The sequence below is a fragment of the Terracoccus sp. 273MFTsu3.1 genome (assembly GCF_000383675.1).
Classification (GTDB): domain Bacteria; phylum Actinomycetota; class Actinomycetes; order Actinomycetales; family Dermatophilaceae; genus Terrabacter.
This window is the reverse complement of sequence record NZ_KB911820.1, coordinates 16,667-41,881: the sequence shown is the minus strand read 5'-3', so window position 1 is coordinate 41,881 and position 25,215 is coordinate 16,667. Positions and strand designations below refer to the sequence as shown.

Annotated in this window: 25 protein-coding genes; 15 read left to right on the top strand and 10 right to left on the bottom strand. The window is 72.7% G+C overall.

Features of this window, described 5'->3' with window-relative positions:
* Positions 1 to 123: 123 nt before the first annotated feature.
* The 7 genes from H283_RS28300 to H283_RS27440 all read left to right on the top strand — a co-directional run bounded on the left by H283_RS28300 (position 124) and on the right by H283_RS27440 (position 7,713).
* Entirely contained in the window at positions 124 to 1,092 is a 969-nt protein-coding gene (locus H283_RS28300) for a lytic transglycosylase domain-containing protein (RefSeq protein ID WP_231372201.1), read from the top strand.
* 109 nt (positions 1,093 to 1,201) lie between these two features.
* Positions 1,202 to 2,926 (top strand): nitrite/sulfite reductase, encoded by a 1,725-nt coding sequence (locus H283_RS0100195; RefSeq protein ID WP_020141490.1) that lies wholly within the window; start codon positions 1,202 to 1,204, stop codon positions 2,924 to 2,926.
* Entirely contained in the window at positions 2,923 to 3,672 is a 750-nt protein-coding gene (locus H283_RS0100190; protein WP_020141489.1) for a phosphoadenylyl-sulfate reductase, read from the top strand. Before H283_RS0100195 ends, H283_RS0100190 begins: the two co-directional genes overlap by 4 nt.
* Positions 3,669 to 4,661: a sulfate adenylyltransferase subunit CysD gene (gene cysD, locus H283_RS0100185; RefSeq protein ID WP_020141488.1), complete on the top strand. Its 993-nt coding sequence runs from the start codon at positions 3,669 to 3,671 to the stop codon at positions 4,659 to 4,661. The genes H283_RS0100190 and cysD overlap by 4 nt, the downstream gene beginning before the upstream one ends.
* Before the next feature lie 73 nt (positions 4,662 to 4,734).
* Complete coding sequence (locus tag H283_RS0100180; protein WP_020141487.1) at positions 4,735 to 6,111, top strand: sulfate adenylyltransferase subunit 1; 1,377 nt, start codon at positions 4,735 to 4,737, stop codon at positions 6,109 to 6,111.
* Positions 6,099 to 7,322: a uroporphyrinogen-III C-methyltransferase gene (gene cobA, locus H283_RS0100175; protein WP_020141486.1), complete on the top strand. Its 1,224-nt coding sequence runs from the start codon at positions 6,099 to 6,101 to the stop codon at positions 7,320 to 7,322. The genes H283_RS0100180 and cobA overlap by 13 nt, the downstream gene beginning before the upstream one ends.
* 217 nt (positions 7,323 to 7,539) lie before the next feature.
* Positions 7,540 to 7,713: a hypothetical protein gene (locus H283_RS27440; protein ID WP_020141485.1), complete on the top strand. Its 174-nt coding sequence runs from the start codon at positions 7,540 to 7,542 to the stop codon at positions 7,711 to 7,713.
* Between the two features lie 25 nt (positions 7,714 to 7,738).
* Here H283_RS27440 and H283_RS0100165 read toward each other — a convergent pair whose 3' ends face one another.
* Complete coding sequence (locus H283_RS0100165; RefSeq protein WP_020141484.1) at positions 7,739 to 8,293, bottom strand: hypothetical protein; 555 nt, start codon at positions 8,291 to 8,293, stop codon at positions 7,739 to 7,741.
* A 98-nt stretch (positions 8,294 to 8,391) separates the two neighbouring features.
* Here H283_RS0100165 and H283_RS0100160 point away from each other — a divergent pair, with 98 nt between their 5' ends.
* Complete coding sequence (locus H283_RS0100160) at positions 8,392 to 11,418, top strand: glycoside hydrolase family 38 C-terminal domain-containing protein (RefSeq protein WP_020141483.1); 3,027 nt, start codon at positions 8,392 to 8,394, stop codon at positions 11,416 to 11,418.
* Positions 11,419 to 11,446: 28 nt separating this feature from the next.
* Here the strand turns inward: H283_RS0100160 and H283_RS0100155 are convergent, their stop codons facing one another.
* From H283_RS0100155 to H283_RS0100145, 3 genes are all read right to left on the bottom strand, one after another.
* Positions 11,447 to 12,400 carry a phosphotransferase enzyme family protein gene (locus tag H283_RS0100155; protein WP_020141482.1) on the bottom strand — a complete coding sequence of 318 codons (954 nt, stop codon included), beginning with the start codon at positions 12,398 to 12,400 and terminating at the stop codon, positions 11,447 to 11,449.
* Between the two features lie 30 nt (positions 12,401 to 12,430).
* Positions 12,431 to 13,030: a hypothetical protein gene (locus H283_RS0100150; protein ID WP_028785224.1), complete on the bottom strand. Its 600-nt coding sequence runs from the start codon at positions 13,028 to 13,030 to the stop codon at positions 12,431 to 12,433.
* A 120-nt stretch (positions 13,031 to 13,150) separates the two neighbouring features.
* A complete protein-coding gene (locus H283_RS0100145; RefSeq protein ID WP_028785223.1) occupies positions 13,151 to 13,543 on the bottom strand; it encodes a YciI family protein in 393 nt (130 codons plus the stop codon).
* Positions 13,544 to 13,665: 122 nt separating this feature from the next.
* Here H283_RS0100145 and H283_RS0100140 point away from each other — a divergent pair, with 122 nt between their 5' ends.
* Positions 13,666 to 14,202 carry an ATP-binding protein gene (locus H283_RS0100140; protein ID WP_028785222.1) on the top strand — a complete coding sequence of 179 codons (537 nt, stop codon included), beginning with the start codon at positions 13,666 to 13,668 and terminating at the stop codon, positions 14,200 to 14,202.
* 86 nt (positions 14,203 to 14,288) lie between these two features.
* Here H283_RS0100140 and H283_RS0100135 read toward each other — a convergent pair whose 3' ends face one another.
* Positions 14,289 to 15,311, bottom strand: a complete 1,023-nt coding sequence (locus H283_RS0100135) for an AAA family ATPase (protein ID WP_020141479.1) — start codon at positions 15,309 to 15,311, stop codon at positions 14,289 to 14,291.
* 158 nt (positions 15,312 to 15,469) lie between these two features.
* Here H283_RS0100135 and H283_RS0100130 point away from each other — a divergent pair, with 158 nt between their 5' ends.
* Positions 15,470 to 15,949: a group II truncated hemoglobin gene (locus H283_RS0100130; RefSeq protein WP_020141478.1), complete on the top strand. Its 480-nt coding sequence runs from the start codon at positions 15,470 to 15,472 to the stop codon at positions 15,947 to 15,949.
* 120 nt (positions 15,950 to 16,069) lie between these two features.
* Here H283_RS0100130 and H283_RS0100125 read toward each other — a convergent pair whose 3' ends face one another.
* The 4 genes from H283_RS0100125 to H283_RS0100110 form a co-directional block, all read right to left on the bottom strand.
* Positions 16,070 to 16,900: an anti-sigma factor domain-containing protein gene (locus H283_RS0100125; RefSeq protein ID WP_020141477.1), complete on the bottom strand. Its 831-nt coding sequence runs from the start codon at positions 16,898 to 16,900 to the stop codon at positions 16,070 to 16,072.
* Positions 16,897 to 17,508: an ECF RNA polymerase sigma factor SigK gene (gene sigK / locus H283_RS0100120; protein WP_020141476.1), complete on the bottom strand. Its 612-nt coding sequence runs from the start codon at positions 17,506 to 17,508 to the stop codon at positions 16,897 to 16,899. The genes H283_RS0100125 and sigK overlap by 4 nt, the downstream gene beginning before the upstream one ends.
* Before the next feature lie 46 nt (positions 17,509 to 17,554).
* Positions 17,555 to 18,220: a fasciclin domain-containing protein gene (locus tag H283_RS0100115; protein WP_020141475.1), complete on the bottom strand. Its 666-nt coding sequence runs from the start codon at positions 18,218 to 18,220 to the stop codon at positions 17,555 to 17,557.
* A gap of 111 nt (positions 18,221 to 18,331) precedes the next feature.
* Positions 18,332 to 19,903 carry a molybdopterin-dependent oxidoreductase gene (locus H283_RS0100110; protein WP_020141474.1) on the bottom strand — a complete coding sequence of 524 codons (1,572 nt, stop codon included), beginning with the start codon at positions 19,901 to 19,903 and terminating at the stop codon, positions 18,332 to 18,334.
* Between the two features lie 104 nt (positions 19,904 to 20,007).
* Between H283_RS0100110 and H283_RS0100105 the strand changes: the two genes are divergently transcribed.
* Complete coding sequence (locus H283_RS0100105; RefSeq protein WP_020141473.1) at positions 20,008 to 21,024, top strand: LLM class flavin-dependent oxidoreductase; 1,017 nt, start codon at positions 20,008 to 20,010, stop codon at positions 21,022 to 21,024.
* 109 nt (positions 21,025 to 21,133) lie between these two features.
* Here the strand turns inward: H283_RS0100105 and H283_RS0100100 are convergent, their stop codons facing one another.
* Positions 21,134 to 21,577, bottom strand: coding sequence for an SRPBCC family protein (locus tag H283_RS0100100; RefSeq protein WP_020141472.1), 444 nt, complete (start codon positions 21,575 to 21,577; stop codon positions 21,134 to 21,136).
* Between the two features lie 100 nt (positions 21,578 to 21,677).
* Here H283_RS0100100 and H283_RS0100095 point away from each other — a divergent pair, with 100 nt between their 5' ends.
* Genes H283_RS0100095 through H283_RS0100080 form a run of 4 tightly spaced genes read left to right on the top strand, consistent with a single transcriptional unit; the run spans position 21,678 to position 25,187 of the window.
* Positions 21,678 to 22,703, top strand: a complete 1,026-nt coding sequence (locus H283_RS0100095; protein WP_020141471.1) for an ABC transporter ATP-binding protein — start codon at positions 21,678 to 21,680, stop codon at positions 22,701 to 22,703.
* Positions 22,700 to 23,446 (top strand): ABC transporter permease, encoded by a 747-nt coding sequence (locus H283_RS0100090; protein WP_020141470.1) that lies wholly within the window; start codon positions 22,700 to 22,702, stop codon positions 23,444 to 23,446. Before H283_RS0100095 ends, H283_RS0100090 begins: the two co-directional genes overlap by 4 nt.
* Positions 23,443 to 24,576, top strand: a complete 1,134-nt coding sequence (locus H283_RS0100085) for a sensor histidine kinase (protein WP_020141469.1) — start codon at positions 23,443 to 23,445, stop codon at positions 24,574 to 24,576. The genes H283_RS0100090 and H283_RS0100085 overlap by 4 nt, the downstream gene beginning before the upstream one ends.
* Positions 24,573 to 25,187, top strand: coding sequence for a response regulator (locus tag H283_RS0100080; protein ID WP_020141468.1), 615 nt, complete (start codon positions 24,573 to 24,575; stop codon positions 25,185 to 25,187). The genes H283_RS0100085 and H283_RS0100080 overlap by 4 nt, the downstream gene beginning before the upstream one ends.
* The last annotated feature ends 28 nt before the right edge of the window (positions 25,188 to 25,215 follow it).

Sequence of the window (25,215 nt, the reverse complement as noted above, 5' to 3'; positions counted from 1 at the left end):
ACGAGTCGGGCCGGAGGGCAGGATGGCCCGTGGTCCTGTGGGACTCGGCGTTCGTCGCCACGGTCGAGGATTTCGCGCTGTACTGGTGAGTGGGCGGCCACGCGCCCGAGGAGGGACACGGACATGTCAGGGGCGAAGCCGAGACGATGGACCGCGGCACGAGCCGTGGCCGCCTCCGTCGCCGCCTCCGTCGCCGTGGCGACGGCCCTGCTCGGGTCGGCAGCGCAGGCCATGGCCGACACCGCTCCGTCCGTACCGACCCCGACACCCGCACCCCTGCTCTCACCGTTGGTGCCGGGAGGCGCAGCGACCACATCCGGCACCGATGGCTCGACGCAGCCGGAACCACCGCCGTTCGACAGTGGGTTCGGCTCTGTCGCAGGCGATCTCGTGCTCCCCGTCTTCGACGAGATCCGCATCGCGGCCTCGACCCTCGCGCAGCAGGCACCCGCCGTCCCTGCCGCGACCCTCGAGCCGGGCGGCGGGTCGAGCGCCAACCCCACGCCCTGGCGACCCAAGGCGGTCATCAAGATCCCCGTCGTCGTCACCGTGCCTCCCAAGGGCACCTCGCGGCCGACTGCGCGCACCAAGGACGAGATCATCTGGGCGGCATACGCCTCCGCCGCGGAGCGGCAGCGCGCCTGCCACATCCCCGTCATGCTGCTCGCCGCCATCGGCGAGGTGGAGTCGTCCTCGCTCCGCGGCCGGACGCTCGACGCGTCGCACGACGCCGTCCCGCCGGTCCGGGGTCCGGCGCTCTCGGGTGGCTCCTTCTCGGCGATCCGCGACACCGACGGGGGCCGCTACGACGGGGACCCGGTCTGGGACCGCGCCGTGGGTCCGATGCAGTTCATCCCCGGCACGTGGCGCATCTGGGGCGCCGACGGCAACGGCGACGGCGTCGAGGACCCGCAGAACATCGAGGACGCGGCGCTCGCCGCCGCCAACTACCTCTGTGCCGGTGGCCGCGACCTCTCGCGCCCGGCCGACCTCACGGCGGCGGTGCTCTCCTACAACCACTCGCAGGCCTACCTCCGGACGGTGCTCGGCATCGTCCAGGCCGTCGACTCCGGCCAGCTCGCCGGTCCCTGACCCAGGAGACCGCGGGGCTCCCGGACGGCATTCCCACCGGCTGGGTGGGAAAGGGCCGCACTCTGGACCCGTTTGGGCCGAGATAATCACTGGTTATACATTCGATTACATGACCGTCACCGACTCCGCGACCGGCACGGCCCCGGTGCGCCCCGGCACCCGGCCCCCCCGTGCCGGCCGCTCCAACGGGCAGTGGAAGGTCGACGGCACCGAGCCGCTCAACGCCAACGAGACCTGGAAGCAGGAGGAGGGTGGCCTGGGCGTCCGCGAGCGGATCGAGCAGATCTACTCGCGCGAGGGCTTCGCGTCGATCCCGCCCCAGGACCTCTCGGGCCGCTTCCGGTGGTGGGGCCTCTACACGCAGCGCCGCCCCGGCATCGACGGCGGCCGCACCGCGCAGCTCGACGACACCGAGCTGTCCGACGAGTACTTCATGCTTCGCGTCCGCCTCGACGGCGGCGCGATCAACCTCGCCCAGCTGCGCGTCCTCGCGGAGATCAGTCACGAGTTCGCCCGCGGCACCGCGGACATCAGCGACCGGCAGAACATCCAGTACCACTGGATCCGGGTCGAGGACGTGCCCGAGATCTGGCGGCGGCTCGAGGCCGTCGGTCTCCAGACGACCGAGGCGTGCGGCGACACCCCGCGCGTCATCCTCGGCAGCCCGCTCGCCGGGGTGGCGCAGGACGAGATCATCGACCCGACGCCCGTCATCGACGAGATCCTCGACCGCTACATCGGCGACCCCGAGCTCGCCAACCTCCCGCGCAAGTTCAAGTCGGCCATCACGGGCCACCCGAGCCTCGACGTCGTGCACGAGATCAACGACATCTCCCTCGTCGGCGTCGTCCACCCCGAGCTCGGCGCCGGCTACGACCTCTGGGTCGGCGGCGGCCTCTCGACGAGCCCCCGACTCGCCGAGCGCGTCGGCGTCTTCGTGCGACCCGAGGAGGCCGCTGAGGTCTGGCACGGCGTCATCCGGATCTTCCGCGACTACGGCTACCGCCGCCTGCGCAACAAGGCCCGCCTCAAGTTCCTCCTCGCCGAGTGGGGTCCCGAGAAGTTCCGCCAGGTGCTCCAGGACGAGTACCTCGGTCGCGAGCTCCCCGACGGGCCGCCGCCGGCGCCTGCCAGCGGCCCCGGAGACCACGTCGGCGTGCACCTGCAGAAGGACGGCAAGCGCTACATCGGCGCGGCCCCGACCGTCGGGCGCATCAGCGGCGACGTGCTCACCGGCCTGGCCGACCTCCTGGAGTCGGTCGGCTCCGACCGGTTGCGCCTGACCCCGCACCAGAAGCTCGTCGTCCTCGACGTCCCGGGCCGCCGGGTCCGCGGCGCCGTCACCCGGCTCGAGAAGCTCGGTCTCAGCACCGCGCCGAGCCCCTTCCGGCGGCACACGATGGCCTGCACCGGCATCGAGTTCTGCAAGCTCGCCATCGTCGAGACCAAGGCGACGGCGGCGACGACGATCGCTGCGCTCGAGCAGCGTCTCGCCGACGTCACCGAGCAGCTCGACACCCCCATCAGCCTCAACGTCAACGGCTGCCCGAACTCGTGCGCCCGCATCCAGGTCGCGGACATCGGCCTCAAGGGCCAGCTCGTGACGATCGACGGGGAGCAGGTGCCCGGCTTCCAGGTGCACCTCGGCGGCGGCCTCGCCTCCGTCGACCGCGACGAGGCCGGCCTCGGACGCACGGTCCGCGGCCTCAAGGTGACGGCCGACGACCTGCCCGACTACGTCGAGCGCGTCGTGCGGACCTTCCTCGACCAGCGCGAGTCCGGCGAGACCTTCTCGTCGTGGACCCGCCGAGCAGACGAAGGAGCACTCCTGTGACCGCAGTTCCCCTCGCGACCCCGAAGGTGCCCCGCAGGCGGCGCAGCGAGGCCGAGCTCAAGGCGATCGTCGACGACTTCACCGCGACGCTCGGCGCCGACGGGCAGCACGAGCCGACCGCCGACGAGGTCGCCGCCTGGGCCGCCTTCCACTTCGACGGCAGCCTCGCCGTTGCCTGCTCGATGGCGGATGCCGTGCTGCCGCATGTCGTCTCGCGGTTCGCTCCGGGGGTCGACGTGCTCTTCCTCGAGACCGGCTACCACTTCTCCGACACCCTCGTGACGCGCGACATCGTCGCGGAGGACCTGCCGATCACCCTCGTGAACGTCATGCCCGAGCTGACGGTCGCCGAGCAGGACGAGAAGTACGGCGCCCGCCTCTACGAGCGCGACCCGGCACTGTGCTGCCAGATGCGCAAGGTCGAGCCGCTGGCTCGCACCCTCCCGCTGTACGAGGCGTGGGTCACCGGCGTCCGCCGCGAGGAGGGCCCCACCCGCGCCGACACGCCCCTCGTCACCTGGGACGCCAAGAACGGCCTCGTCAAGATCAACCCGCTGGCCGCGTGGAGCTTCGACGAGCTCCTGGCGTATGCCGCCGAGCACCAGGTCGAGGTCAACTCCCTTCTCTCCGATGGCTACCCGTCGATCGGCTGCGAGCCGTGCACCCGCCGGGTCGAGCCCGGCGAGGACCCTCGTGCCGGTCGCTGGGCCGGCTTCGCCAAGACCGAGTGCGGACTCCACACATGACGACGACCAGCACCCCGACCACTCGCGTGGCCGCCGACGACAGCGCTGCGGACGACACGGCCTTCGCCGTCGTGCCCGCGGGCGACGCCGACGACCGCCGCCTCACCCACCTCGACGCCCTCGAGGCCGAGGCGATCCTCGTCATCCGCGAGATGGCCGGGGAGCTCGAGCGTCCCGCGCTGCTCTTCAGCGGCGGCAAGGACTCCGTCGTCATGCTCCACCTCGCGACGAAGGCCTTCTGGCCGGCGCCGATCCCCTTCCCGGTGCTGCACGTCGACACGGGCCACAACTTCCCCGAGGTGCTCGCCTACCGCGACGAGACGGTCGAGCGGCTCGGCCTGCGGCTCGTCGTCGCGAGCGTGCAGGACTACATCGACGACGGCCGGCTGCGCGAGCGCGCCGACGGCACCCGCAACCCGCTCCAGACGCTCCCGCTGCTCGACGCCATCAACGACAACCGTTTCGACGGCGTCTTCGGCGGCGGCCGTCGCGACGAGGAGAAGGCGCGCGCCAAGGAGCGCATCGTCAGCCTCCGCGACGAGTTCGGCCAGTGGGACCCGAAGAACCAGCGCCCCGAGCTGTGGAACCTCTTCAATCCCAGGCACCGGCCGGGCGAGCACGTGCGTGTCTTCCCGATCAGCAACTGGACCGAGGTCGACATCTGGCGCTACATCGACCGCGAGGACATCCCGCTCGCACCGCTCTACTACGCCCACGAGCGCGAGGTCTTCCAGCGCGACGGCATGTGGCTCGCCGTCGGGCCGGTGAGCCGCCCGCGTGACGACGAGACGGTCGAGACGCGCCTCGTGCGCTACCGCACCGTCGGCGACATGTCGTGCACGGGGGCCGTCGAGTCCCCGGCCCGCACGAACGCCGAGATCGTCGTCGAGGTGGCCGCCTCGACCCTGACCGAGCGCGGCGCGACGCGCGCCGACGACCGGATCTCCGAGGCAGCCATGGAGGACCGCAAGAAGGAGGGGTACTTCTGAACTCCCCACGACGTTCTCCGCTCGTCCCTCGCTCCGATACGTCGCGGGGGCCCCAAGACAAGGACAGCCTGACATGAGTGCCTCCACGCAGACCACGCCGGTCCTCGACCCGGTCGCCGTCGCCGGTGCGGCCCGCGGGACGCTGCTCCGCCTCGCCACGGCCGGCTCGGTCGACGACGGCAAGTCGACGCTCGTCGGACGACTCCTCCACGACACGAAGTCGGTCCTGTCCGACCAGCTCGCCGCCGTCGAGCGGGTCAGCCGCGACCGTGGCCTCACCGCCGCCGACCTCGCGCTGCTCACCGACGGCCTGCGCGCCGAGCGCGAGCAGGGCATCACCATCGACGTCGCCTACCGCTACTTCGCGACGGCCAACCGCTCGTTCGTCCTCGCCGACTGCCCCGGCCACGTGCAGTACACCCGGAACACCGTCACCGGCAGCTCGACGGCCGACGTCGTCGTGCTCCTCGTCGACGCGCGCAAGGGCGTGCTCGAGCAGACCCGCCGCCACCTCGCGGTGACCGCGCTGCTCCGGGTGCCGCACGTCGTCGTCGCGGTCAACAAGATCGACCTCGTCGACTTCTCGCAGGAGGTCTACGACCGCGTCGAGTCCGAGGTGCAGGCCGTGGCCCGCGAGCTCGGCGTCGTCGACGCCATCGCCATCCCGGTCAGCGCCCTCGACGGCGACAACGTCGCCGAGCGCTCGCCGCGCACGCCCTGGTACGCCGGCCCGAGCCTCCTCGAGCTGCTCGAGGCGCTCCCGCCGTCGGACGACCCGGCGAACGAGTCCTTCCGCCTGCCGGTCCAGCTCGTCATCCGGCCCCAGGGTGCGGCCCGCGACGAGGCGCAACGCGACTACCGGGGGTATGCCGGCCAGGTGGCCTCGGGCGTCGTGCGCGTCGGTGACGAGGTGGTGGCCCTCCCGTCCGGCCGCCGCACGACCGTCGCCGGCATCGACCTCGGTGACCGTGAGCTCCAGGAGGCCTTCGCGCCGCAGTCGGTGACGCTCCGGCTCACCGATGAGATCGACATCTCGCGCGGCGACGTCATCGCCGCTGCCTCCGACGCCCCCGAGCCGACGCAGGACATCAAGGCCGTCGTCTGCTGGCTGGGTGACGCTCCGCTGCGCCCGGCCCAGCGCCTGCTGCTCAAGCACGGCTCGCGCACGGTGCAGACGGCCGTCCGGTCGCTCGACGGCGCCCTCGACCTCGACGGGCTCCACACGGTCCCTGCAGACGCGCTGTCGCTCAACGACATCGGCCTCGTGACGCTCCGACTGGCGGCGCCGGTCCCGGTCGAGAACTACTCGACCTCGCGCCGCGGCGGGTCGTTCCTGCTCATCGACGCGCACGACGGACGCACTGTCGCTGCCGGCATGGTGGGCGCGACGCTGCCCACGGCCGCCGACGCCCCGACGCAGCCCGAGGGTGACGAGGAATGGGAGATCTGAAGCCGGCCCTGCCGGTCGTCCTCGACCTGACCGGCCGCCTCGTCGTCGCCGTCGGGGGCGGACCGGTGTCCGCGCGCCGGGTCCGGGCCTTCCTCGACGAGGGCGCGGTCGTACGGGTCGTGGCCCCCTGGCTGTGCGAGGACCTACGCGAGCTGGCCGTGGCCGGCCGCGTCGAGTGGGTCGAGCGCGACTACGCCGGTTCCGCCGATCTCGACGGCGCTTGGTTCGCCCACACGGCGACGGGCGAGCCGTCCGTCGACCGCGAGGTCGCCGCCGACGCCGAGGCCCTGCGCCTCTGGTGCGTCGACGCCACGGACGCCGCAGGCACGACCGCGAGCGTCGCCGCCCGAGCCGACGTGACCACCCCCGACGGCCGGGTCACCGTGGCTGCGTATGCCGCCGGCGACCCCGGTCTGGCCGTGACGGTCCGCGACGGGGTCGAGCGGGCGCTCGTCTCGGGCTCCCTCGACCTGCGCCGCACCCGCACGCACGGCCGTCGCGGCTGGGTGGCACTCGTCGGCGGCGGGCCCGGGGTCGACGGCCTGCTCACGGCCCGCGGCCACGAGCTGCTCGCCTCGGCCGACGTCGTCGTCGTCGACCGCCTCGCGCCCCGCGCCGTCATCGGCCGTCTGCCCGCCTCGGTGCGCGTCATCGACGTCGGCAAGACGCCCGGCAACCACCCGGTGCCGCAGTCGCGCATCAACGACATCCTCGTCGAGGAGGCTCAGCGCGGCCTCGGTGTCGTGCGCCTCAAGGGCGGAGACCCCTACGTCCTCGGACGCGGAGGCGAGGAACGCGACGCCTGCGAGGCACACGGCATACGCGTCGAGGTGGTGCCGGGCGTGACGAGCGCGGTCAGCGTGCCCGCGGCGGCCGGCATACCCGTGACCCACCGCGGCGTCGCGCGCGGCTTCACGGTCGTCACGGGCCACGAGGACATCCCGGTGCTCCCGACGGGCGGCGACCACACGCTCGTCCTGCTCATGGGCGTCACCCAGCTCGCCCGCACGACCGAGCTGCTCGCCCTGCACGGGCGGTCGGCCGACTGCCCCGTCGCGGTCGTCGAGCGCGGCTTCGCGCCGGACCAGCGCACCACGGTCGGGACGGTCGGCACGATCGCCGAGCTGGCCCTTGAGCGCGGCGTGCAGGCTCCGGCCGTCGTCGTCGTGGGCGACGTCGTCCGCCTCGGTCCCGACTGGCAGCAGCGCTGACCCGTCCCGGCAGCGCCGCTCCCGCTCACCGACCCGGGAGCGCTCCGGCGCCGCTCAGCCGTATGCCGCCCGCTGAGCCGTACCCGTGCTGCCGAGCCACCCCCCGTCGCTGAGCCGCACCCCCGTCGCTGCGCGCGCTTGGACGCGCGCCCGGCGTCGGCTATCGTCGGGCACGACACATACCCCCATGGGTATCAACCGACCGAGGAGAGCGACCATGTGCCGAGCGGCCACCTGCAAGACCTGCGGCAAGACGACGTGGGCCGGCTGCGGCCAGCACGTCGACCAGGTCATGCGCACCGTGCCCGCGGGCCAGCGCTGCCCGGGTCACGCGGAGTCCGAGAAGGCGTCCGGTTCCGGCTTCCTCAGCCGCATCCTCGGTCGCGGCTGACACTCCTCGTCGGCCGAGGCCCCGCTCAGCCGAGCGCGGCCGCCTGCGCCTCGACGATCGCCGCGAGCTGCGGCCACCGCACCGCCTCGGCCCGCCCACCGAGCGCCGCCACGACGACCGTGCTGCCCACGACGCACCACACCGTGAGCGTGCGTGAGTGCTCGCCGTCGAGGACGAACGCCTGCTCGGCCGCCTCCACGTGCGTCGTGCCGGACGCGTCTGGCGCCTCGACCGCCCGCAGCTCCCCGACGTCGGAGAGGCCCTTGCTCTGCGGCATCGTCCGCGGGAGGGCGCGCAGCTCGGTCACGGCCACGCGGGCGTCCTCCGGTGACGCGAAGGGGATGACCTGGATGAAGAGGTCCGCCCGACCGACCTCCTGGTAGCCGCGCACGCTCGTGACCGAGCGGATCGCGCGCGCTCGGGTGATGGCCTCGCTCGTGCTGCCGCTCGCCCCGGTGCGGTAGGTCCGTCCGCCGCGCGCGACCCACGGGCCGCCGGGCACATCGCCCGGCGACAGGCAGGCGTTGCGCGAGCCGATCGACCTGACCTGCGCGAGCATGAGGCGTCCGATGTTCGTCACGCGGTCACGATATGCCGGGGGTCGCCACTCGTGCGGGGACCCGTCGGGGTCGCGTCGACGGACCGACCCCCGTGGACCCGCACTCCCGAGAGGCAGCCATGCACGACGACATCCCCCTGACCGTGGGGCGCGTGACGCGCGTCCTCAAGGAGCGCATCCTCCCGGCCGTCCATGCCGAGTCGGTACCGCTCGCGGCCGAGTGGCACGAGCTGCCCGGCGAGCCGGTCGCGCCGGTCGAGGGCCTCGCCCTCGACTACACGCCGTATGCCGTCGGGACCCCGTGGGGTGCGGCCTGGGGCACGACGTGGTTCCGGCTCACGGGGCAGGTGCCGGCGCACTGGGCCGGACGCCGGGTCGAGGTCGTCGCCGACCTCGGCTTCGACCGCGACATGACCGGCTTCCAGTGCGAGGGGCTCGTCTACCGCGCCGACGGCACGCCGGTGAAGTCGCTCAACCCGCGCAACCAGTGGGTCCTCGTCGCCGACCAGGCCGAGGCCGGGCAGATCGTCGAGCTCTACGTCGAGGCCGCCTCGAACCCGATCCTCGTCGCGGGCAACCCCTTCGTGCCGACCCGCGAGGGCGACATCGTCACGAGCTCGTCGGCGCGGCTCTACCGAACGGGCCGCCTCGACCTCGCGGTCTTCGAGCGCGACGTCTTCGAGCTCGCCCTCGACGTCGAGGTGCTCCTCGAGCTGCAGGCCGAGCTGCCTGCCGGACCGCGCCGGATGCAGGTGCTCCAGGCGCTCGACGACGCCATGGACCGTCTCGACCTCCAGCACGTCGCCGAGACGGCGGCCGACGCACGCTCCGCCCTCGTCGACGTGCTGGCCCGCCCCGCAGAGGCGAGCGCCCACGAGATCTCCGCCCTGGGCCACGCCCACATCGACAGCGCGTGGCTCTGGCCCGTGCGCGAGACCATCCGCAAGGTCGCCCGCACCACCGCGTCGATGACGACGCTCATCGACGAGACCGACGACTTCGTCTACGGCATGTCGAGCGCGCAGCAGTACGCGTGGATCAAGGAGCACCGGCCAGAGGTCTGGGAGCGGGTCAAGGCGGCCGTCGACGCCGGCCGCTTCGTCCCGCTCGGCGGCATGTGGGTCGAGAGCGACACCGTCATGCCCTCGGGCGAGTCGCTCGTGCGCCAGTTCCTCCACGGCCAGCGCTTCTTCGAGACCGAGCTCGGCATCCGCTGCCGCGGCGTCTGGCTGCCCGACAGCTTCGGCTACTCCCCGGCCCTGCCGCAGCTGATGCGTCGGGCGGGCTTCGAGTGGTTCTTCACCCAGAAGATCTCGTGGAACCAGGTCAACACGTTCCCGCACCACACCTTCCTCTGGGAGGGCATCGACGGCTCCCGCGTCCTCAGCCACTTCCCGCCCATGGACACCTACAACGCGCAGCTCTCCGGCGCGGAGGTCGCCCTGGCCTCGCGTCAGTTCCGCGAGAGCCGGGCCGCCACGGGCTCGATCGCGCCCGTCGGGTGGGGCGACGGTGGGGGCGGCACGACCCGCGAGATGACGGGCCGGGCGAGCCGCCTCGCCGACCTCGAGGGCAGCCCGAGGGTGCGCTGGGAGCACCCGGACGCCTTCTTCGAGCGCACCCGGGAGCAGCTGCCGCAGGCACCCGTCTGGGTCGGGGAGCTCTACCTCGAGCTGCACCGCGCGACGCTGACGTCGCAGCACCGGACCAAGCAGGGCAACCGTCGCACCGAGCACCTGCTCGTCGAGGCGGAGCTGTGGGCGGTCACGGCCGCCGTCCGGGCGGGGACGGCATACCCCCACGACGAGCTCGACGCCCTGTGGCAGCAGGTGCTGCTCCAGCAGTTCCACGACATCCTCCCCGGCACGTCGATCGCGTGGGTGCACCGCGAGGCGGTCGAGCAGTACGCCCGGGTCACCGAGGCGGCCGAGGCGATCGTCGCGCGCTCGCTCGCGGCGCTCGTCGGCGAGGGCGACACGGCCCTCGAGGCCAACGCCGCGCCGTTCGAGCGTGCCGGAGTCCCCGCCGGCGGCGTCGTCGAGCGGGAGCCCGCCGGCCCGGGGGCGTGTGCCGTGTCGCTGAGCGAGCGCGACGGGGGCTGGGTGCTCGACAACGGTGTCGTGGCGGTGACCGTGTCGGCCGAGGGGCTCGTCACCTCGGCCGTCGACCTCGCCACAGGACGCGACGCGATCGCGTCCGGCCACGAGGGCAACCTCCTCCAGCTGCACCAGGACGTCCCGAACCGGTGGGACGCGTGGGACGTCGACCGCTACTACCGCAACAGGGTCACCGACCTGCGCGAGGTGAGCGCGCTGTCGGCGTCGGTCGACGGGGAGGGTGTGGCGCGGGTCGTCGTCGAGCGGCGCATCTCGCCCGACTCCACCGTGCGACAGGAGCTCTCGCTTGCACCAGGAGCCCGGCTGCTCGAGATCGACCAGCGGACCGACTGGCACGAGAGCGAGAAGTTCCTCAAGGTCGCCTTCCCGTTGGACGTGCGCGCCGAGCACGTCGCCGCCGAGACGCAGTTCGGTTTCCACCGGCGGGTCACGCACACGAACACGAGCTGGGAGGCGGCGAAGTTCGAGACGTCGATGCACCGCTTCGTGCTCGCGGAGGAGCGCGGCTTCGGCGTCGCCCTCGTCAACGACTCGGTCTACGGCCACGACGTGACCCGCGACGTCGCCGGTGACGACGTCGTCACGACGCTGCGCCTGTCGCTGCTTCGGGCCCCGCGCTTCCCCGACCCCGAGACCGACCAGGGTGTGCAGACGCACCGCTACGGGCTCGTCATCGGGGCCGACGCCGACGTCGCCACGCGCGAGGGCGCGCTCATGGGGACACCGTCCCGACGGGTCAGGGGCGCCCGCGCCGTCGCGCCGCTCGTCACCGTGACCGGTGAAGGCATCGTGGTGTCGAGCGTCAAGGAGGCCGCCGACCGCTCGGGCGACCTCGTCGTCCGGGTCTACGAGTCGCTCGGCGGGCGGGCCCGCGGAACGCTGCAGTTCGACCTCACGGTCGGCTCGGTGACGACGGCGTCGCTCCTCGAGGAGCCGCTCGACGACGGCGCGGTCCCGGTCCTCGACGGCGTGGTGCCGGTGGAGCTCGGTGCCTTCGAGGTGCGGACCCTGCGGGTCGTCCGGGCCTGAGGAGAGCGTGCTGTGGTGCTCGCCGAGCTCAGGTGACGGCGGCGAGCACCCGGTCGATGCGCGGCAGCGTCACGGGGTCGTCGGGGATCTCGAGGAACCAGGCGGCGAGGCGCTCGCGCTCCGTTTCGCTGCTCGCACCGACCCAGCGCGAGCAGGCGAGCTGGCCGATGTGGGCCTGCTCGGCCACGAGCATGGTGAAGTGCCCGCGGCGGGACACCCGTCCCGGACCACCGGCCTCGCGGTATGCCGTGTGAAGCCGCCGCGCGCGGGCCGGGTCGTCGTCGCCGAACTCGAAGAGCACCATGGCGAGCTCCTGGCTCGGGTCGGCCGGGCCGAGGTTCTCGAAGTCGATGACGCAGACCTCACCGCCGGTCGTGGCGAGCACGTTGTCGGCCCAGAGATCGCGGTGGCAGACGATGGGCGACTCGTGCGGCTCGACGACGGACTCGACGGCGACGAGCTCGTCGACGAGCGCGCCGAGCTGCCCGGCGAACGGCGCGCCCTCCGCGAGGACCCGCTGGTGCAGGTCGCGCCACCGCTGCTCGCCGAAGCCCGTCGCGAACCAGTTGTCGACGGCCTCGTCCGACGGCGCGCCCGCCCGGTGCAGTCCCGCGAGCGTGCGCCCGACCGCGACCGGGTCGAGCCGGCGGGACCGCGGCTGCAGGTCGACCCACTCGAAGACCCGGACGGCCGTCTCGCCGTCCGCGGTGGCGACGGTCGTGGCCACGTCGCCGTCGGTCGTCCGCAGGATCCGTGGGGTGAGCACGCCCTGATCGCGGGCCGCCGCGACGAGGTCGGCGTCCCTCGAGGCCTCGCCGAGGTCGGGCGTCGCGAACCACTCCTTGACGGCGTGGCTGCCGTCACCGGTGTCGAGCCGCCAGACCTGGCCGAGCTGACCGCGGGCGACCGGGCCGGTCAGGGCCACCGTGCCGTCGAGACCGTAGGCGTCCGCGACGACCTGGGCTGCTGAGGGGGTGAGCATCGGATCCCGCTCGCGCTCAAGCGTTCCCGGTCACGGCAGGAGACGCCACACGGCGACGCCGACCGTGACGACGGCGAGGGCGAGGGAGGCCCACCCGAGGGGCGAGCGGCCGGCTCGCCCGCGACCGAGGAGGAGCAGCAGGGCGGCGAGGACCGACAGGACGGCCGCGACGACGGTCTCCTCGGCGCCGAGGTCGATGGTCCGGATGAGGATCGTGTCGGTGACGCCGTGACGGGTGAGGAAGCCGAGCACGCGGATGAGGACGAAGAGCCACCAGCCGACGGTGATCCAGAAGAGCGCGACGCCGATCTGACCGAGCAGCGGGTCGACCGTCTCGTCGGCGGCTCGGCTGGGACTGGGCGTGGCCGGCCAAACCGGCTGTCCGGCATACGGATTCGGCGGCACGGGTGGCGCGGTCGGCGCCGGGGCAGGCCACGACGGGTCGGCCGTGGGCAGCTCACGCGTCGGCTCGAAGACGGGGATGGCCTGCGTCGGAGCCGCAGCCGCAGGTGTCGTGGGCCCGGCCGCGCCGGCACCAGGGCCGCGCGGCACGTGGGGCACGGGGACGGTGAACTGCTCGTCCGGGCCCGTCGGCCCGGTGGACCCGCCTGACACGGGGGTGTCGCTCATGGCGACAACGTACAACGCGACCCGGCGCCCCGGCGGGATCGTCAGCGTCCGGATGGCTGGGTGGCCCGTCCGGGCGGCGGTGCGGTACGGGTCTCCCCGTGTCGTCGGTGCGCCCGTCGGTCAGGCGTCCACCGGCGGTGGGCCCGCGAGCGGGCGCACCTCGATCGGGACGCCCGTCGGCGCCCCACCGGGGCCGGGTGACGACGACGCCTTCGCAGCGATGGCGTACGCCCGTTCCTCGCTGTCGCACTCGACGACCCAGAAGCCGATGAGGAACTCCCGCCCGGGTGGGAACGGCCCGTCGCTGACGGCGGGAGTCCCGTCGGTGTAGGTCACGATGCGGGCCTGGTCGGGCCACGCGAGCCCGGCGTTGAAGACCATCTCGCCGTTCTCCTCGAGCTCGCGGTCGAAGGCCCGCTGGAACTCGATCATGGCCGCGATGTCCTCCTGGGCCCACTCGAGCACCTCGCGGCCGTCGTCCTGCCCCACGTGCATCATCAGCATGAACCTCATCGTGGCCTCCCTCGACGCTGGCTGGCTCTGAGGTCGAGACTAGCCAGCGGGTCGCTGCTCGCGCAGGAACGGTGACGTGGTCGGCGATGATGGAACCGAACCGCTCGCACGGAAGGTGATCGATGAGACCCCCGACCTTGTTCCTCACCGTGGGACTGCCCGGGACCGGCAAGACCACCGCCGCCCGGCGCCTCGAGGTCGAGCAGCGGGCCCTTCGTCTGACGAAGGACGAGTGGGTCAAGGCGCTCTACGGGCAGGACAACCCGCCGTCGGCGCAGGACGTCATCGAGGGCCGGCTCATCGAGGTCGGTCTGCGCGCCCTCGAGCTCGGCACCAACGTCGTCATCGACTACGGCCTGTGGGGCCGGGACGAGCGCTCCGCGCTGCGTCAGGCCGCCGCCGACCGGGGTGCGGGGGTGGAGATGCACTACCTCGAGCTGACTCGGGCCGAGCAGCGGCGTCGTCTGGAGCAGCGTCTGGCCGAGGCGTCGCGCACGACGTGGCACATGTCCGACGAGGAGCTCGACGCGTGGGCCACGAGCATCGAGGTCCCGACACCGGGTGAGCTCGACGGCAGCGAACCCGTCGACGACCCTCCGGCGGGCTTCGCCTCCTGGGCGGAGTGGCGTGATCGGCGCTGGCCGCCCGCCGTCTCCTGACGGCCGCGGCCCGCGGCGGCGGCTGACCGGCGGCTGACCGGCGGCTGACCTGCGGTGCGATCGTCGATCCGTGTCGCGCTGGTCCCTCAGCCCACCGGGTCGGCGAGGTCCCAAGCGGCAGCGACGACCTCGTCGACGGCGGCGACGGCCGCGGCCAGCCGTTCCTCGCGCGAGCCTCGAACTTCGACCCACGGCACGCCGCGCGACGCGAGCTCCTCGCGGAACCGGTCCTGAGTCCTTGCGCGCACGGGCTCGCCCTCGGGTGTGCCGTCCTGGACGGAGGGGGTCTCGTCGCCGGTCAGGACGTAGAGAGCCGGAGCGGGTCTCGCGTCGGCGAAGGCCTGCACGCTGGGCGACGGGGTGCCGAGGTGGCGCTCGTGCCAGAGCGTCGTCGCGAGGGCGTCGGTGTCGCAGACGAGCAGCGGTCGCGGTGCGGCGGCGGCCCCGGCATCCTCGAGGGCGGCCTGCTCTCGAGCCACGAGGTCGAACTCGGCGGTGTGCCACGGCGCGGTCGCCCCGCCAGGACGCCGGTCGGTCCACTCACGCCCGAACCGGGGGACGACCGTCGTGCCGTAGTGCGCGCCCAGGGCGTCGGCCAGCGTCGTCGTGCCCGCCGACTCGGCGCCGACGACGACGACGCGCTTGGCGAACCACGCCCGGACCGGCGACGGCAGCGCCCACCAGGAGCCCGCGACGTCGGCGCGCACGGCGGTGCCAGAGATCGGGGTCGAGGCACGGCCGGGGTCGACCTGCACCCACGTCGCGCCGAGTCGGCGGGCCATCTCCTCGCCGTAGGCGTCGCTCGTGAAGACGGCGTCGACGGGCCCGTCCAGGTGCGAGGTGATGACCTCCATGTGGAGGTCCCAGGCGACCGGCGAGTCGAAGTCGACGTCGTGGTCGTCCGGGGCTGCGACGACGCGCGCGGTCGGGTGCTCGGCCTGCACCCAGCCCACGCGGACGTCGACGGGGATCGACTCGACGGTGTGCGCCATGACCTCGACGGTGACGCGGTCGCACGAGCTCGTCGCCGCGCGCACGAGGGCCTGGTGGCCGGCGTGGAAGGGGTAGAACTTCCCGATGACGAGCCCGTGCCCGTGACGCTCGGTCATCGCCCAGTCCATGGCACGAGAACGTACCGGGCCGACCCGGCCGTGCGCTGCTGCCGAAGCCGGCGGCTCCCGTCGACGGACGTCCCGACATGGCTGCAACCGGGCCATTCACGATCAATCCGGGTGCGGCAGGCCGCCGTGTGAGGTGGACTGGCGACATGGGTGGAGTCCACGAACCGGAGTTGCCGACGCTCTACGAGTGGGCCGGCGGTCTTGGGCCGCTGCGCCGGATGATCGACTGCTTCTACGACCGCGTCGAGCTCGACGAGACCCTGTCGGGCTTCTTCCCGGGCGGGGTGTCGGAGCATCATCGAGCGCACGTCGCGGACTGGTGGGCCGAGGTGCTCGGCGGTCCTGCGACGTACACGGAGCGGCACGGCGGGTATGAGTCGATGCTGCGCCACCACCTCGGGCTGGCCATCACTCCAGCGCAACGGCACCGGTTCGCAGCCACGATGAGCCTGGCGGCCGACGACGCCGAGCTGCCCGCCGACCCGGAGTTCCGGGCGGCGATCATCGGCTACCTCGAGTGGGGCACCCGGCTCGCCATGGAGAACTCCCAGCCCGGCGCCGCACCGGTCGAACACGCTCCGACTCCACGATGGGGCTGGGGCGTCGCACCGCCGTACCAGGGGTGACCGGTCGGCAGCGGGTGGGGCGACTCCTGCCGCGGGCACGGAGGTCGGGCGGTCACGAGCTCCAGCTGGGGAAGCCGGGAGCGAGCTCGTGACCGCCCGACGTCCGGGCGACCGGTTGTTTCAGGCGAAGGCGATGAACGCGACGGGGTTGGAGGTCGGCTGGTCGGACCCGCCCTCGGGCTCGACCGTGATGCCGGCGCCCTTCGAGTGGCTGGCGTCGCCGCTCAGCACGACCACCTGGTCTCCGCCGCCGGGCATGAGGCCCGCCGAGGTCATGTGACCCGTCGCGTCCTGGAGCCACAGCTGGAAGACCTTGCCCGAGGGCGGCTGCGACATGCCGGACGTGACGATGACGGCCTTGTGGAGCGCGTTGGAGCGGACGACGGTGGCCGTCGCGCCGCCGGCGAGCCGCTGCCCGTAGCGCGTGGCGTCGGGGGCCGCGAGCACCTGGTCGGCGATGGCTCGGGACGGGTCCTTGTCGATCTGCTTCCAGACCGTGAACCCGCCGATGGCGAGCACGGCCACGGTGGCGGCGGCGACGACCACCCGCCAGCCCCGGGCGAGCCCACGGGGGGCGCGGGACCGGCGACGCTCGGTGAGGTCGTCGGCGTGCTCGACCTCGGTGGCGGGGGCTGCGGTGGCGGCCGGAGCCTGCACGGGCTCCGGGGGCGTGGACGACGTGACGTCCTCGTCGGCGGAGTCGTGCTGCGGTGCCGTGAGGGGCGGCAGTGGGCGGACGGTCGCGATCTCGGCGAGCACCTTGGCCCGGAGCGACGCCGGCGGAGCGGCCTCGGTCAGCACCGACAGCTCCGATGCTGCGGCGACGAGGCTCTCGACCTCGGCCTGGCAGGCGGTGCAGCCGGCGAGGTGGCGCTCGAAGCGCGCTCGCTCGACGTCGTCGAGGGCGTCCACGGCGTAGGCACCCGAGAGTGCGTGGATGTCTTCGCTCACAGTGTCACCCCCAACGTGTCTCGTAGTCTGATCAGTCCATCACGTATGCGTGTCTTGGCGGTCCCGAGTGGCAGGTCGAGCATGGTGGCCACCTCCGTGTGGGTGTATCCCGAGAGGTAGGCCAGCTCGAGGGCCTGCCGCTGGACCGGTGTGAGCGTCTCTAGCGCCCGATGAACCCGCTCCGCATCGAGCCGTTCGACGACGGCCTCCGCTGTGGAGTCGTGGGTGACGTCCTGGTTGCTGGCGCCGTATCCCTCGTCGCGGTGGCGGGCTGCCTCCGCCGACCGGACCCGGTCGACGGCCTTGCGGTGAGCGATGGTGAGCATCCACGAGAGAGCCGCACCCTTGCTCGGGTCGAACCGTGCGCTGTGCCGCCAGATCTCGAGGAACACCTCCTGGGTGACCTCCTCGGACTGGGCTGGGTCGCGCACGACCCGGCGGACGAGACCGAAGAGCCGGGAGGAGACGGCGTCGTAGAGCTCTGCGAACGCCGTCTCGTCCCCCGTCGCCGCTCGGTGGAGCAGCTGCTCCAGGGTGGCTGGGCGGGCGGGTCCCCCCGGCGACTCATCGCCGGAGGGAACCACCGAGAACCGTGACATGGGATCCATTGTGTCGCCCGTCGTCGTGGTCTGCGTCAGCCTGGTCAGGTGGCGATCAGGGCATCAGGACGCCGTCGATGATGTACACCGTGGCGTTGGCGGTGGGGACGTTGCCGCAGATGACCTTGGCGTCGGCCTTGCCGACGGTGAAGTTCTCGCCAGAGCCCTTGACCGTGATCGTCGTGCCGGCGAGCGTCTTGTGGTCGCCCGCGAGCTGGTCCGGCGAGAGCTTGCCGGCCACCACGTGGTTCGTGAGGATCTTGGTGAGGGTCGGCTTGTCGGCGAGGACCTTCTTGAGGTCGGCGGCCGGGATCTTGGCGAACGCGTCGTTGACGGGCGCGAAGACGGTGATCTCGGGAGCCGAGTTCAGGGTGTCGACGAGGCCGGCCGTCTTGACGGCGGTGACGAGCGTCGAGAGCAGCGGGTTGGCGCTCGCGGCGGTCGCCACGGGCGCGGTGGCCATGCCGTTGAACGAGCCGGCGCCATCCTTCGGCACCGCGGCGCAGCCCTCACCGAAGACGGCCGCAGCGGCGTCCATCGACTCGGACGAGGTCATCGTGTCGGAGGGTGTGCTCGTCATGGCGTCCGAGGACGTCGCGGCGGGCGTGCTGCCACCGGCGGCGGCGGTGTTGTCGCTGGAGCTGCCGCAGGCCGCGAGGCTCAGGGGCAGGGCGATGGCGAGGGCGACGAGGCCGGTACGGGTCTTCATGGTGCTCTTCATGTCAGTCACTCCTTGTGGCTGTGTGGTGCACGGTCATGGGGGATTCGGTGCCGCTGTGGCTCCGGATTGCTTGTCGGAGAGGTTTTTTCGCGGGTTCTTGGCCGTATGCGTTCACGCGACGGTCACCACCACCTCCTGGATGCCGCTCGACCCGCTGGGGAACGGCGTGGCGCGTTCGGTGCTCTGCACCTGACCCTTGAGGTCGGTGGCACGCACGGCGATGCGGTGGAGTCCGGGCTTGGCGTCCCACTCGAGGTACCACTGGCGCCAGTAGTCGATGCCGACGTCGGGACCGAGCTTCGTCCTCTGCCACTGCCCGTCGTCGATCTTGACCTCGACGGTGCCGACGCCGCGGTGCTGGGCCCAGGCGACGCCGCCGATGGCAGTCGTGCCGGCCTTGATCGTCGACAGCGGTTCGGGAGTGTCGATGCGTGCGCTCGTCTTGATCGGGGCATCGGTCGCCCACTGCCGCTTCGTCCAGTAGGACTGGTCGGCGGCATACGTCGTCAGGGTGAGCTTGGTGAGCCACTTCGTCGCACCCACGAAGCCGTAGAGGCCCGGCGTGATGAGGCGCGCCGGGAAGCCGTGGGTGTCGCTGAGCTGGGCGCCGTTCATGCCGATGGCGATCATCGCGTCGCGCCCGTCGCGGACGACGGCGAGCGGGGTGCTGATGGTGAAGCCGTCGACGGCGGTGCTCAGCACCTGGTCGGGGCTGCCGGTGGTGCCGGCTCGGTCCAGGACGTCGGTCAGCTTGACGCCGAGCCACCGGGCGGAGCCGATGTAGCCGCCGCCGACCTCGTTGGAGACGCACGTCATGGTGATGTCGCGCTCGATGAGCGGCATGGCAGCGAGCTCGGCGAAGGTCATCGTGAAGGGCTTCTCGACCATGCCGTCGACCTCGAGCGTCCACGTGTCGACGTCGACCCGGGGCACGACGAGGTTGGTGTCGACGCGGTAGAAGGTGTCGGTCGGGGTGCGCAGCGGGGAGATGCCGGAGACCGTCGCCTCGAGGCCCTTCGGCAGCGCCTTCGCCTTGTCGGCGGCGGCGGGCAGGACGACCTTCTTGACCGACTGGGCGCCGGCGCGCAGCTGGCCGCCGACGGCGGCGAGCACCGCGAGGGCCGTGACGCCGAGCGCGCCTCCGAGGAAGCGGCGACGTCCGGCGGTCGAGCCTGCTGTGGACGTGCGCCCCGGCTCGGCGGCGTTCGTCATGACCGAGCCCCGTGGGCCGGTGGTCTCGCGGGCGACGTCGCCCGAGGCGGTCCGGGCGAGGCCGGTGAGCCAGACGAGGGTCGCGACCCCGGCGGCCATCGCCGCGACGGCGGGCAGGGCATCGAGCGGGCGGGCCGCCGGCCGCAGCAGCGCGGCCGCACCGGCGAGGCCGGTGAGCAGCACGATGAAGCCGATGGCGACGGGCATCCGACGACGGGCGAGCAGCCCGGCCACGGCGGCGAGGACCAGCGTCACCACGAGAACCGACCCCTGGAGGATCACCTTGTCGTTCGTGCCGAAGGTCGCGATCGCCCACTCCTTGACGGGCGTGGGGGTCAGGTCGATCACGGTTGACCCGATGGCGAGCACCGGCGACGATGCGGGAGCGAGGAAGCCTGCGACGAGGTGGCCGGCAGCGATCCCGGCGACCGCGGCGAGGATCCCGCTGAGGGCAAATCGTAGGCGCGTCATGCCTCGTCGTTCGGTGCGAGAGGGCGATCCGGATTGTCGGTCGCCCGGCGCCGGTGGGTGTGCGGCGGCGGGAAGAGCACGGGCGCCGCCGTTGTTGACCGCACGTGAAGAAGATCGGATTCCTCTCGTTCGGGCACTGGAACCCCTCGCCGCACTCGGGCACGCAGTCGGCCTCGGACGCCCTGCTCCAGTCCATCGACCTCGCGGTCGCTGCCGAGGAGCTCGGCGCGGACGGCGCCTACTTCCGGATCCACCACTTCGCGCGCCAGCTCGCGTCGCCGTTCCCGCTGGTCGCCGCGGTCGGGGCGCGCACGAGCCGGATCGAGATCGGGACCGGCGTCATCGACATGCGCTACGAGAACCCGCTCTACATGGCGGAGGACGCCGGCGCGGCCGACCTCATCTCCGGCGGACGCCTCCAGCTCGGCATCAGCCGTGGGTCACCTGAGCAGGTCGTCGACGGCTTCCGCTACTTCGGCTACGAGCCCACCGACGGCGACCACGCCGCGATGGCCCGACAGCACACCGAGGTCTTCCTCGACGTCCTGTCCGGCCGGGGCTTCGCCGAGCCGAACCCGCGCCCGATGTTTCCCAACCCGCCCGGGCTGCTCCGCATCGAGCCGCATTCGCCCGGTCTTCGCGACCGCATCTGGTGGGGCGCCGGCAGCCGGGCCACCGCCGAGTGGACGGCCGAGCAGGGGATGAACCTCATGAGCTCGACCCTCCTCACCGAGGACACCGGCGTGCCCTTCCACCAGCTCCAGGCCGAGCAGATCCAGCGTTTCCGCGACGCGTGGACGGCCGCAGGGCACGAGCGTGAGCCGCGGGTCTCCGTGAGCCGCAGCGTGTTCCCCATCGTCGACGACCGGGACCGCGCGTACTTCGGCCGCGAGTCGGCGAGCCAGGACCAGGTCGGCCACATCGACGGCGGGACGGCGCGCTTCGGCAAGACGTATGCCGGTGAGCCCGACCAGCTGATCCGTGACCTCGCGGAGGACGAGGCGATCGCCGCCGCCGACACGCTGCTCCTCACCGTGCCCAACCAGCTCGGCGTCGACTACAACGCGCACGTCATCGAGAGCCTCCTGACGCACGTCGCTCCGGAGCTCGGCTGGCGCTGACCGCCGCGGTCCTTCACGACACACGAAGTCCGTCCAACTTGGCGTGACCCCGCACGCGGCTCGCGTCCGCGCGGCACTTCGTGTGTCGCGCGGGCCGGGCGCCTGCACCTCAGCCGCGCGCGAGCAGCTTGCGGAGGGTCGAGCCGTATGCCGCCCCGGCGACCTTCGCGACGACGGGGTCCAGGAGCGCGGGCAGGCCCCGCACCCCGATGCGCTGCGTCCACCCGACCGTCGACCCGGAGGCCGTGGGGGTCACGAGCAGGTCGATGCGTCCGCGGACGACCTTGCCCTCCTTGTGGATCCGGGCGCTCCCGGCCGAGTGCGTCGTCGGCTGGACGATCGACTGCACGACCATGACGTCGTCGAAGCCCACCGGCCCGACGCCGGTCCGCGCGACGAAGCGCGACCCCTCGACGAGCTCGCTCGCGCCCATCGCCTCGCCGGTCACGGTCGTGAGCGGGATGACGGCGGTGTGCGCGCGCAGGTCGAGGATCCGCCGCCACGCCTCGGGTGCGGACAGCGGTGAGTCGAGGTGCACCTCGAAGTCGGCCATGGGGCCAGTCTGTCCGGTTCGCCGCCCCGTGACACCTGTCACGCGCAGGACGTGACGCCTGCTGCTGACGCGGAGCATCGCCGAGCGGGAGAGTTGGGTCATGACCACCACACCTCGTCCGGTCGACGGCGCCTCGGGGGCGCCGGCGATCGAGCTGCGTTCGCTCGTCAAGAGCTTCCCTGCCCGCCGCGGGTCCCAGGATGCGGAGGTCCGTGCCGTCGACGGCATCGACCTGCGCATCGAGCCCGGCGAGGTCGTCGCCTTCCTCGGCCCGAACGGTGCCGGCAAGACGACGACCCTCGACATGGTGCTCGGCCTCACCGAGCCGACGAGCGGCACGGCGAAGGTCTTCGGCCGCCGGCCCCGGGAGGCCGTCGTCGGCGGGCAGGTGTCCGCCGTCCTCCAGACGGGCGGGCTCCTGCGCGACCTCACCGTCCGTGAGACGGTCCGGATGATCGCGTCGACGTATGCCGTCCACTCACCGGTCGACGAGGTCATCGACCGTGCCGGGCTGAGGTCGCTCGCCGACCGCCGCGTCTCCAAGTGCTCCGGGGGCGAGCAGCAGCGGCTGCGCTTCGCGCTGGCGCTCCTGCCCGACCCGCGACTGCTCGTCCTCGACGAGCCGACGGCGGGCATGGACGTCACGGCCCGCCGCGACTTCTGGGACACGATGCACGCCGACGCGAGTGCGGGCCGCACCGTCGTCTTCGCGACGCACTACCTCGAGGAGGCCGACGCCTTCGCCGACCGCATCGTCCTCGTCGCCGGCGGCCGCATCGTCGCGGACGGCACGACGGCAGAGATCCGGTCGCAGGCGAGCGGGCGCACGGTCTCCGCGACGCTGCCGCCGGGCTCGGTCGCCGAGTCCGTCGCGAGGCTGCGGACGGTCGACGGCGTGCACCAGGTCGAGGAGCGCGGCAGCCGGGTCCTCGTCACGGCCGGCGACTCCGACGCCGTCGCGCGGCTGCTCCTGCTCGAGCTCGGCGGCACCGACCTCGAGATCGTCACCGCCGGTCTCGAGCAGGCCTTCATGACCCTGACCGGCGACGGCCGCGACACCCATGACACCGGTGGCGCCCGCGCCACCCGCGACGCCACGACCCACGACGAGGAGCTCGTCCGATGAACGCCACCTTCACGCTGCTCGAGATGCGCCGGATCACGCGCGACTGGGCGGGCATGTTCTTCACCGCGGTGCTGCCCGCCTTCTTCTACCTCATCTTCGGCGCGACGGTCGACGCCAAGGACGCGACCATCGGCAACGGCAACGTCGCGATGTACGTCATGATCAGCATGGCTGCCTACGGCGCCGTCACCGCGACGACGAGCATCGGCGGCAACGCGGCCGTAGAGCGCCAGCAGGGCTGGGGCCGGCAGCTCGGCCTCACCCCGCTCGCCGACTCCTCCTACATCGCCATGAAGGCCCTCATCGCCATGACCGTCGCGGCCGTGCCGATCCTGCTGACCTTCGCCCTCGGTGCCGCGACCGGCGCCCGCGGGTCGGCGCGGGCCTGGGTGCTCAGTGCGGCGCTCTGCCTCGTCGGGTCCGCGGTCTTCGCCGTCTACGGCCTGCTCGTCGGCACGGCGTTCCGCTCCGAGGCAGCGGTCGGTGCCGCGAGCGGCACCATGGTGATCTTCGCCTTCCTCGGCAACGTCTTCATCCCGCTGTCGGGGGCCCTGCTGGCGTTCGCGAAGTTCACGCCGCTCTACGGGTATGCCGCCCTGGCGCGCTATCCGCTCACCGAGGGCTACCTGCCCGACGGGTCGCAGGACCCGCTGTGGCTGCCGATCGTCAACGTGCTCGCCTGGCTCGCGATCTTCGGGACCGCCGCCGTGTTCCTCGTGCGCCGCGGCCGGGAGCGCCAGTGACCCAGTCGGCGTCGGTCTCCGACGTCCCGGGTGCCCCGGCCGCCGCCCCGGCGCCGGGGCGCAGCCCGTGGGAGCGCTTCGGCTGGGTCGTGCAGTCGGTGTGGCTGGTCTTCCTCGTCTTCCCCGTCATCGCGCTCGTCTCGAGCGGCCTGCCGGTCTGGCAGGTCGTGCTCGGGCTGGCCCTCGTGCTGACGTTCGCCGTCGTCTACGGCCTCGGCGCCCAGCACCTCCAGCGCCTGCACCGGAGGTGCGCGCCGACGCAGCGTCGGGGTGTCGGCTACCTGCTCGTGCTGATCGGCTGCGCGGTCGGGCTGGCCCCGCTCATCGGTGCCGGCAGCCTCGGCCTCCTGCCGTTCGTCGTGTCGTTCGGGATGTTCGCGCTGCCGCTCGCGTGGTCGATCGCCCTGGGCATCGCGTGCGTGGCGGTCGCGACGGCGGTGGCGGTCTTCGTCGACCGTGACGAGGGCACCTGGGTCGTGGCCATCATCGTCTTCGCCGTCGGTGCGATGACCGGTGCGGTCCGGCTCATGACCGACCGGGGTGAGGACTACGAGCGGATGTCGCGCGACCTCGCCATCGTCGAGGAGCGCGAGCGCGTGGCCCGCGACGTCCACGACGTGCTCGGTCACTCGCTCACCGTCGTCACGGTCAAGGCCGAGCTGGCCGAGCGTCTCGTCGACCTCGACCCCGAGCGGGCCAAGGGCGAGCTCGCCGAGATCCAGGCCCTGAGCCGTCAGGCGCTCGCGGAGATCCGGGCGACCGTCGGGGGCCTGCGGGTGGCCCGCCTCGGTGACGAGCTCGCCTCGGCGCGCACGGCGCTCGCCGGCGCCGGCATCGAGGGCCACGTCCCCGACGACCCGAGCGCGGTCGACCCGCGCCACCGCACGGTCCTCGCCTGGGTGCTGCGCGAGGCGACGACCAACGTCGTGCGCCACAGCGACGCCGACGCCTGCTGGGTCGAGCTCGAGTCGAACCGTCTGACCGTCCGCGACGACGGACGCGGCCTCGGCGAGCGGCCGGAGGGGAACGGCATACGCGGGCTGCGTGAGAGGGTCGAGGCCGCGGGAGGTCGGCTCTCGATCGAGACGGGCCCGGAGGGCCACGGGACCGTGCTGGAGGTGGCGTTGTGAGCGCGACGATCAAGGTGCTGCTCGCCGACGACCAGGCCCTCGTGCGTGGGGCGCTCGCCGCTCTGCTCGCGCTCGAGCCCGACCTCGAGGTCGTGGCCGAGGTGGGGCGCGGCGACGAGGTCGTCGACGCCGCACGTGCCTCGGCCGCCGAGGTCTGCCTCCTCGACATCGAGATGCCCGGCATCGACGGCATCGCCGCCGCGGCCGCCGTCCGTGACGCACTCCCGGGTGTGCGCACGCTCGTCGTCACGACCTTCGGCCGCCCGGGCTACCTGCGTCGGGCGCTCGAGGCCGGCGCGTCCGGGTTCGTCGTCAAGGACACTCCCGCCCGCCAGCTCGCCGAGGCCGTGCGGCGGGTTCACGCCGGGCTGCGGGTCGTCGACCCGTCGCTCGCCACCGAGTCGCTCGTCGACGGAGCCAACCCGCTGACCGAGCGCGAGCGCGAGGTCCTCGGGGTCGCGCTGCGCGGTGGCACCGTCGCCGCCATCGCCGGGGTCGTCCACCTGTCGCCGGGCACGGTCCGCAACCACCTCAGCTCGGCCATCGGCAAGACCGGCACGTCGACCCGCGCCGAGGCCGCCCGGGTGGCCCAGGAGCGCGGCTGGCTCTAGCCAGCCTTTCGAATATCGAAGTGTCGAG

Excerpts from the sequence above, each read along its gene's own strand:
- H283_RS28300 (WP_231372201.1), top strand. The coding sequence starts at position 124 with ATGTCAGGGGCGAAGCCGAGACGATGGACCGCGGCACGAGCCGTGGCC.
- H283_RS0100195 (WP_020141490.1), top strand. The coding sequence starts at position 1,202 with ATGACCGTCACCGACTCCGCGACCGGCACGGCCCCGGTGCGCCCCGGC.
- cysD (WP_020141488.1), top strand. The coding sequence starts at position 3,669 with ATGACGACGACCAGCACCCCGACCACTCGCGTGGCCGCCGACGACAGC.
- H283_RS0100180 (WP_020141487.1), top strand. The coding sequence starts at position 4,735 with ATGAGTGCCTCCACGCAGACCACGCCGGTCCTCGACCCGGTCGCCGTC.
- cobA (WP_020141486.1), top strand. The coding sequence starts at position 6,099 with ATGGGAGATCTGAAGCCGGCCCTGCCGGTCGTCCTCGACCTGACCGGC.
- H283_RS27440 (WP_020141485.1), top strand. The coding sequence starts at position 7,540 with ATGTGCCGAGCGGCCACCTGCAAGACCTGCGGCAAGACGACGTGGGCC.
- H283_RS0100160 (WP_020141483.1), top strand. The coding sequence starts at position 8,392 with ATGCACGACGACATCCCCCTGACCGTGGGGCGCGTGACGCGCGTCCTC.
- H283_RS0100155 (WP_020141482.1), bottom strand. The coding sequence starts at position 12,400 with ATGCTCACCCCCTCAGCAGCCCAGGTCGTCGCGGACGCCTACGGTCTC.
- H283_RS0100150 (WP_028785224.1), bottom strand. The coding sequence starts at position 13,030 with ATGAGCGACACCCCCGTGTCAGGCGGGTCCACCGGGCCGACGGGCCCG.
- H283_RS0100145 (WP_028785223.1), bottom strand. The coding sequence starts at position 13,543 with ATGAGGTTCATGCTGATGATGCACGTGGGGCAGGACGACGGCCGCGAG.
- H283_RS0100140 (WP_028785222.1), top strand. The coding sequence starts at position 13,666 with ATGAGACCCCCGACCTTGTTCCTCACCGTGGGACTGCCCGGGACCGGC.
- H283_RS0100135 (WP_020141479.1), bottom strand. The coding sequence starts at position 15,311 with ATGACCGAGCGTCACGGGCACGGGCTCGTCATCGGGAAGTTCTACCCC.
- H283_RS0100130 (WP_020141478.1), top strand. The coding sequence starts at position 15,470 with ATGGGTGGAGTCCACGAACCGGAGTTGCCGACGCTCTACGAGTGGGCC.
- sigK (WP_020141476.1), bottom strand. The coding sequence starts at position 17,508 with ATGGATCCCATGTCACGGTTCTCGGTGGTTCCCTCCGGCGATGAGTCG.
- H283_RS0100115 (WP_020141475.1), bottom strand. The coding sequence starts at position 18,220 with ATGAAGAGCACCATGAAGACCCGTACCGGCCTCGTCGCCCTCGCCATC.
- H283_RS0100110 (WP_020141474.1), bottom strand. The coding sequence starts at position 19,903 with ATGACGCGCCTACGATTTGCCCTCAGCGGGATCCTCGCCGCGGTCGCC.
- H283_RS0100100 (WP_020141472.1), bottom strand. The coding sequence starts at position 21,577 with ATGGCCGACTTCGAGGTGCACCTCGACTCACCGCTGTCCGCACCCGAG.
- H283_RS0100095 (WP_020141471.1), top strand. The coding sequence starts at position 21,678 with ATGACCACCACACCTCGTCCGGTCGACGGCGCCTCGGGGGCGCCGGCG.
- H283_RS0100090 (WP_020141470.1), top strand. The coding sequence starts at position 22,700 with ATGAACGCCACCTTCACGCTGCTCGAGATGCGCCGGATCACGCGCGAC.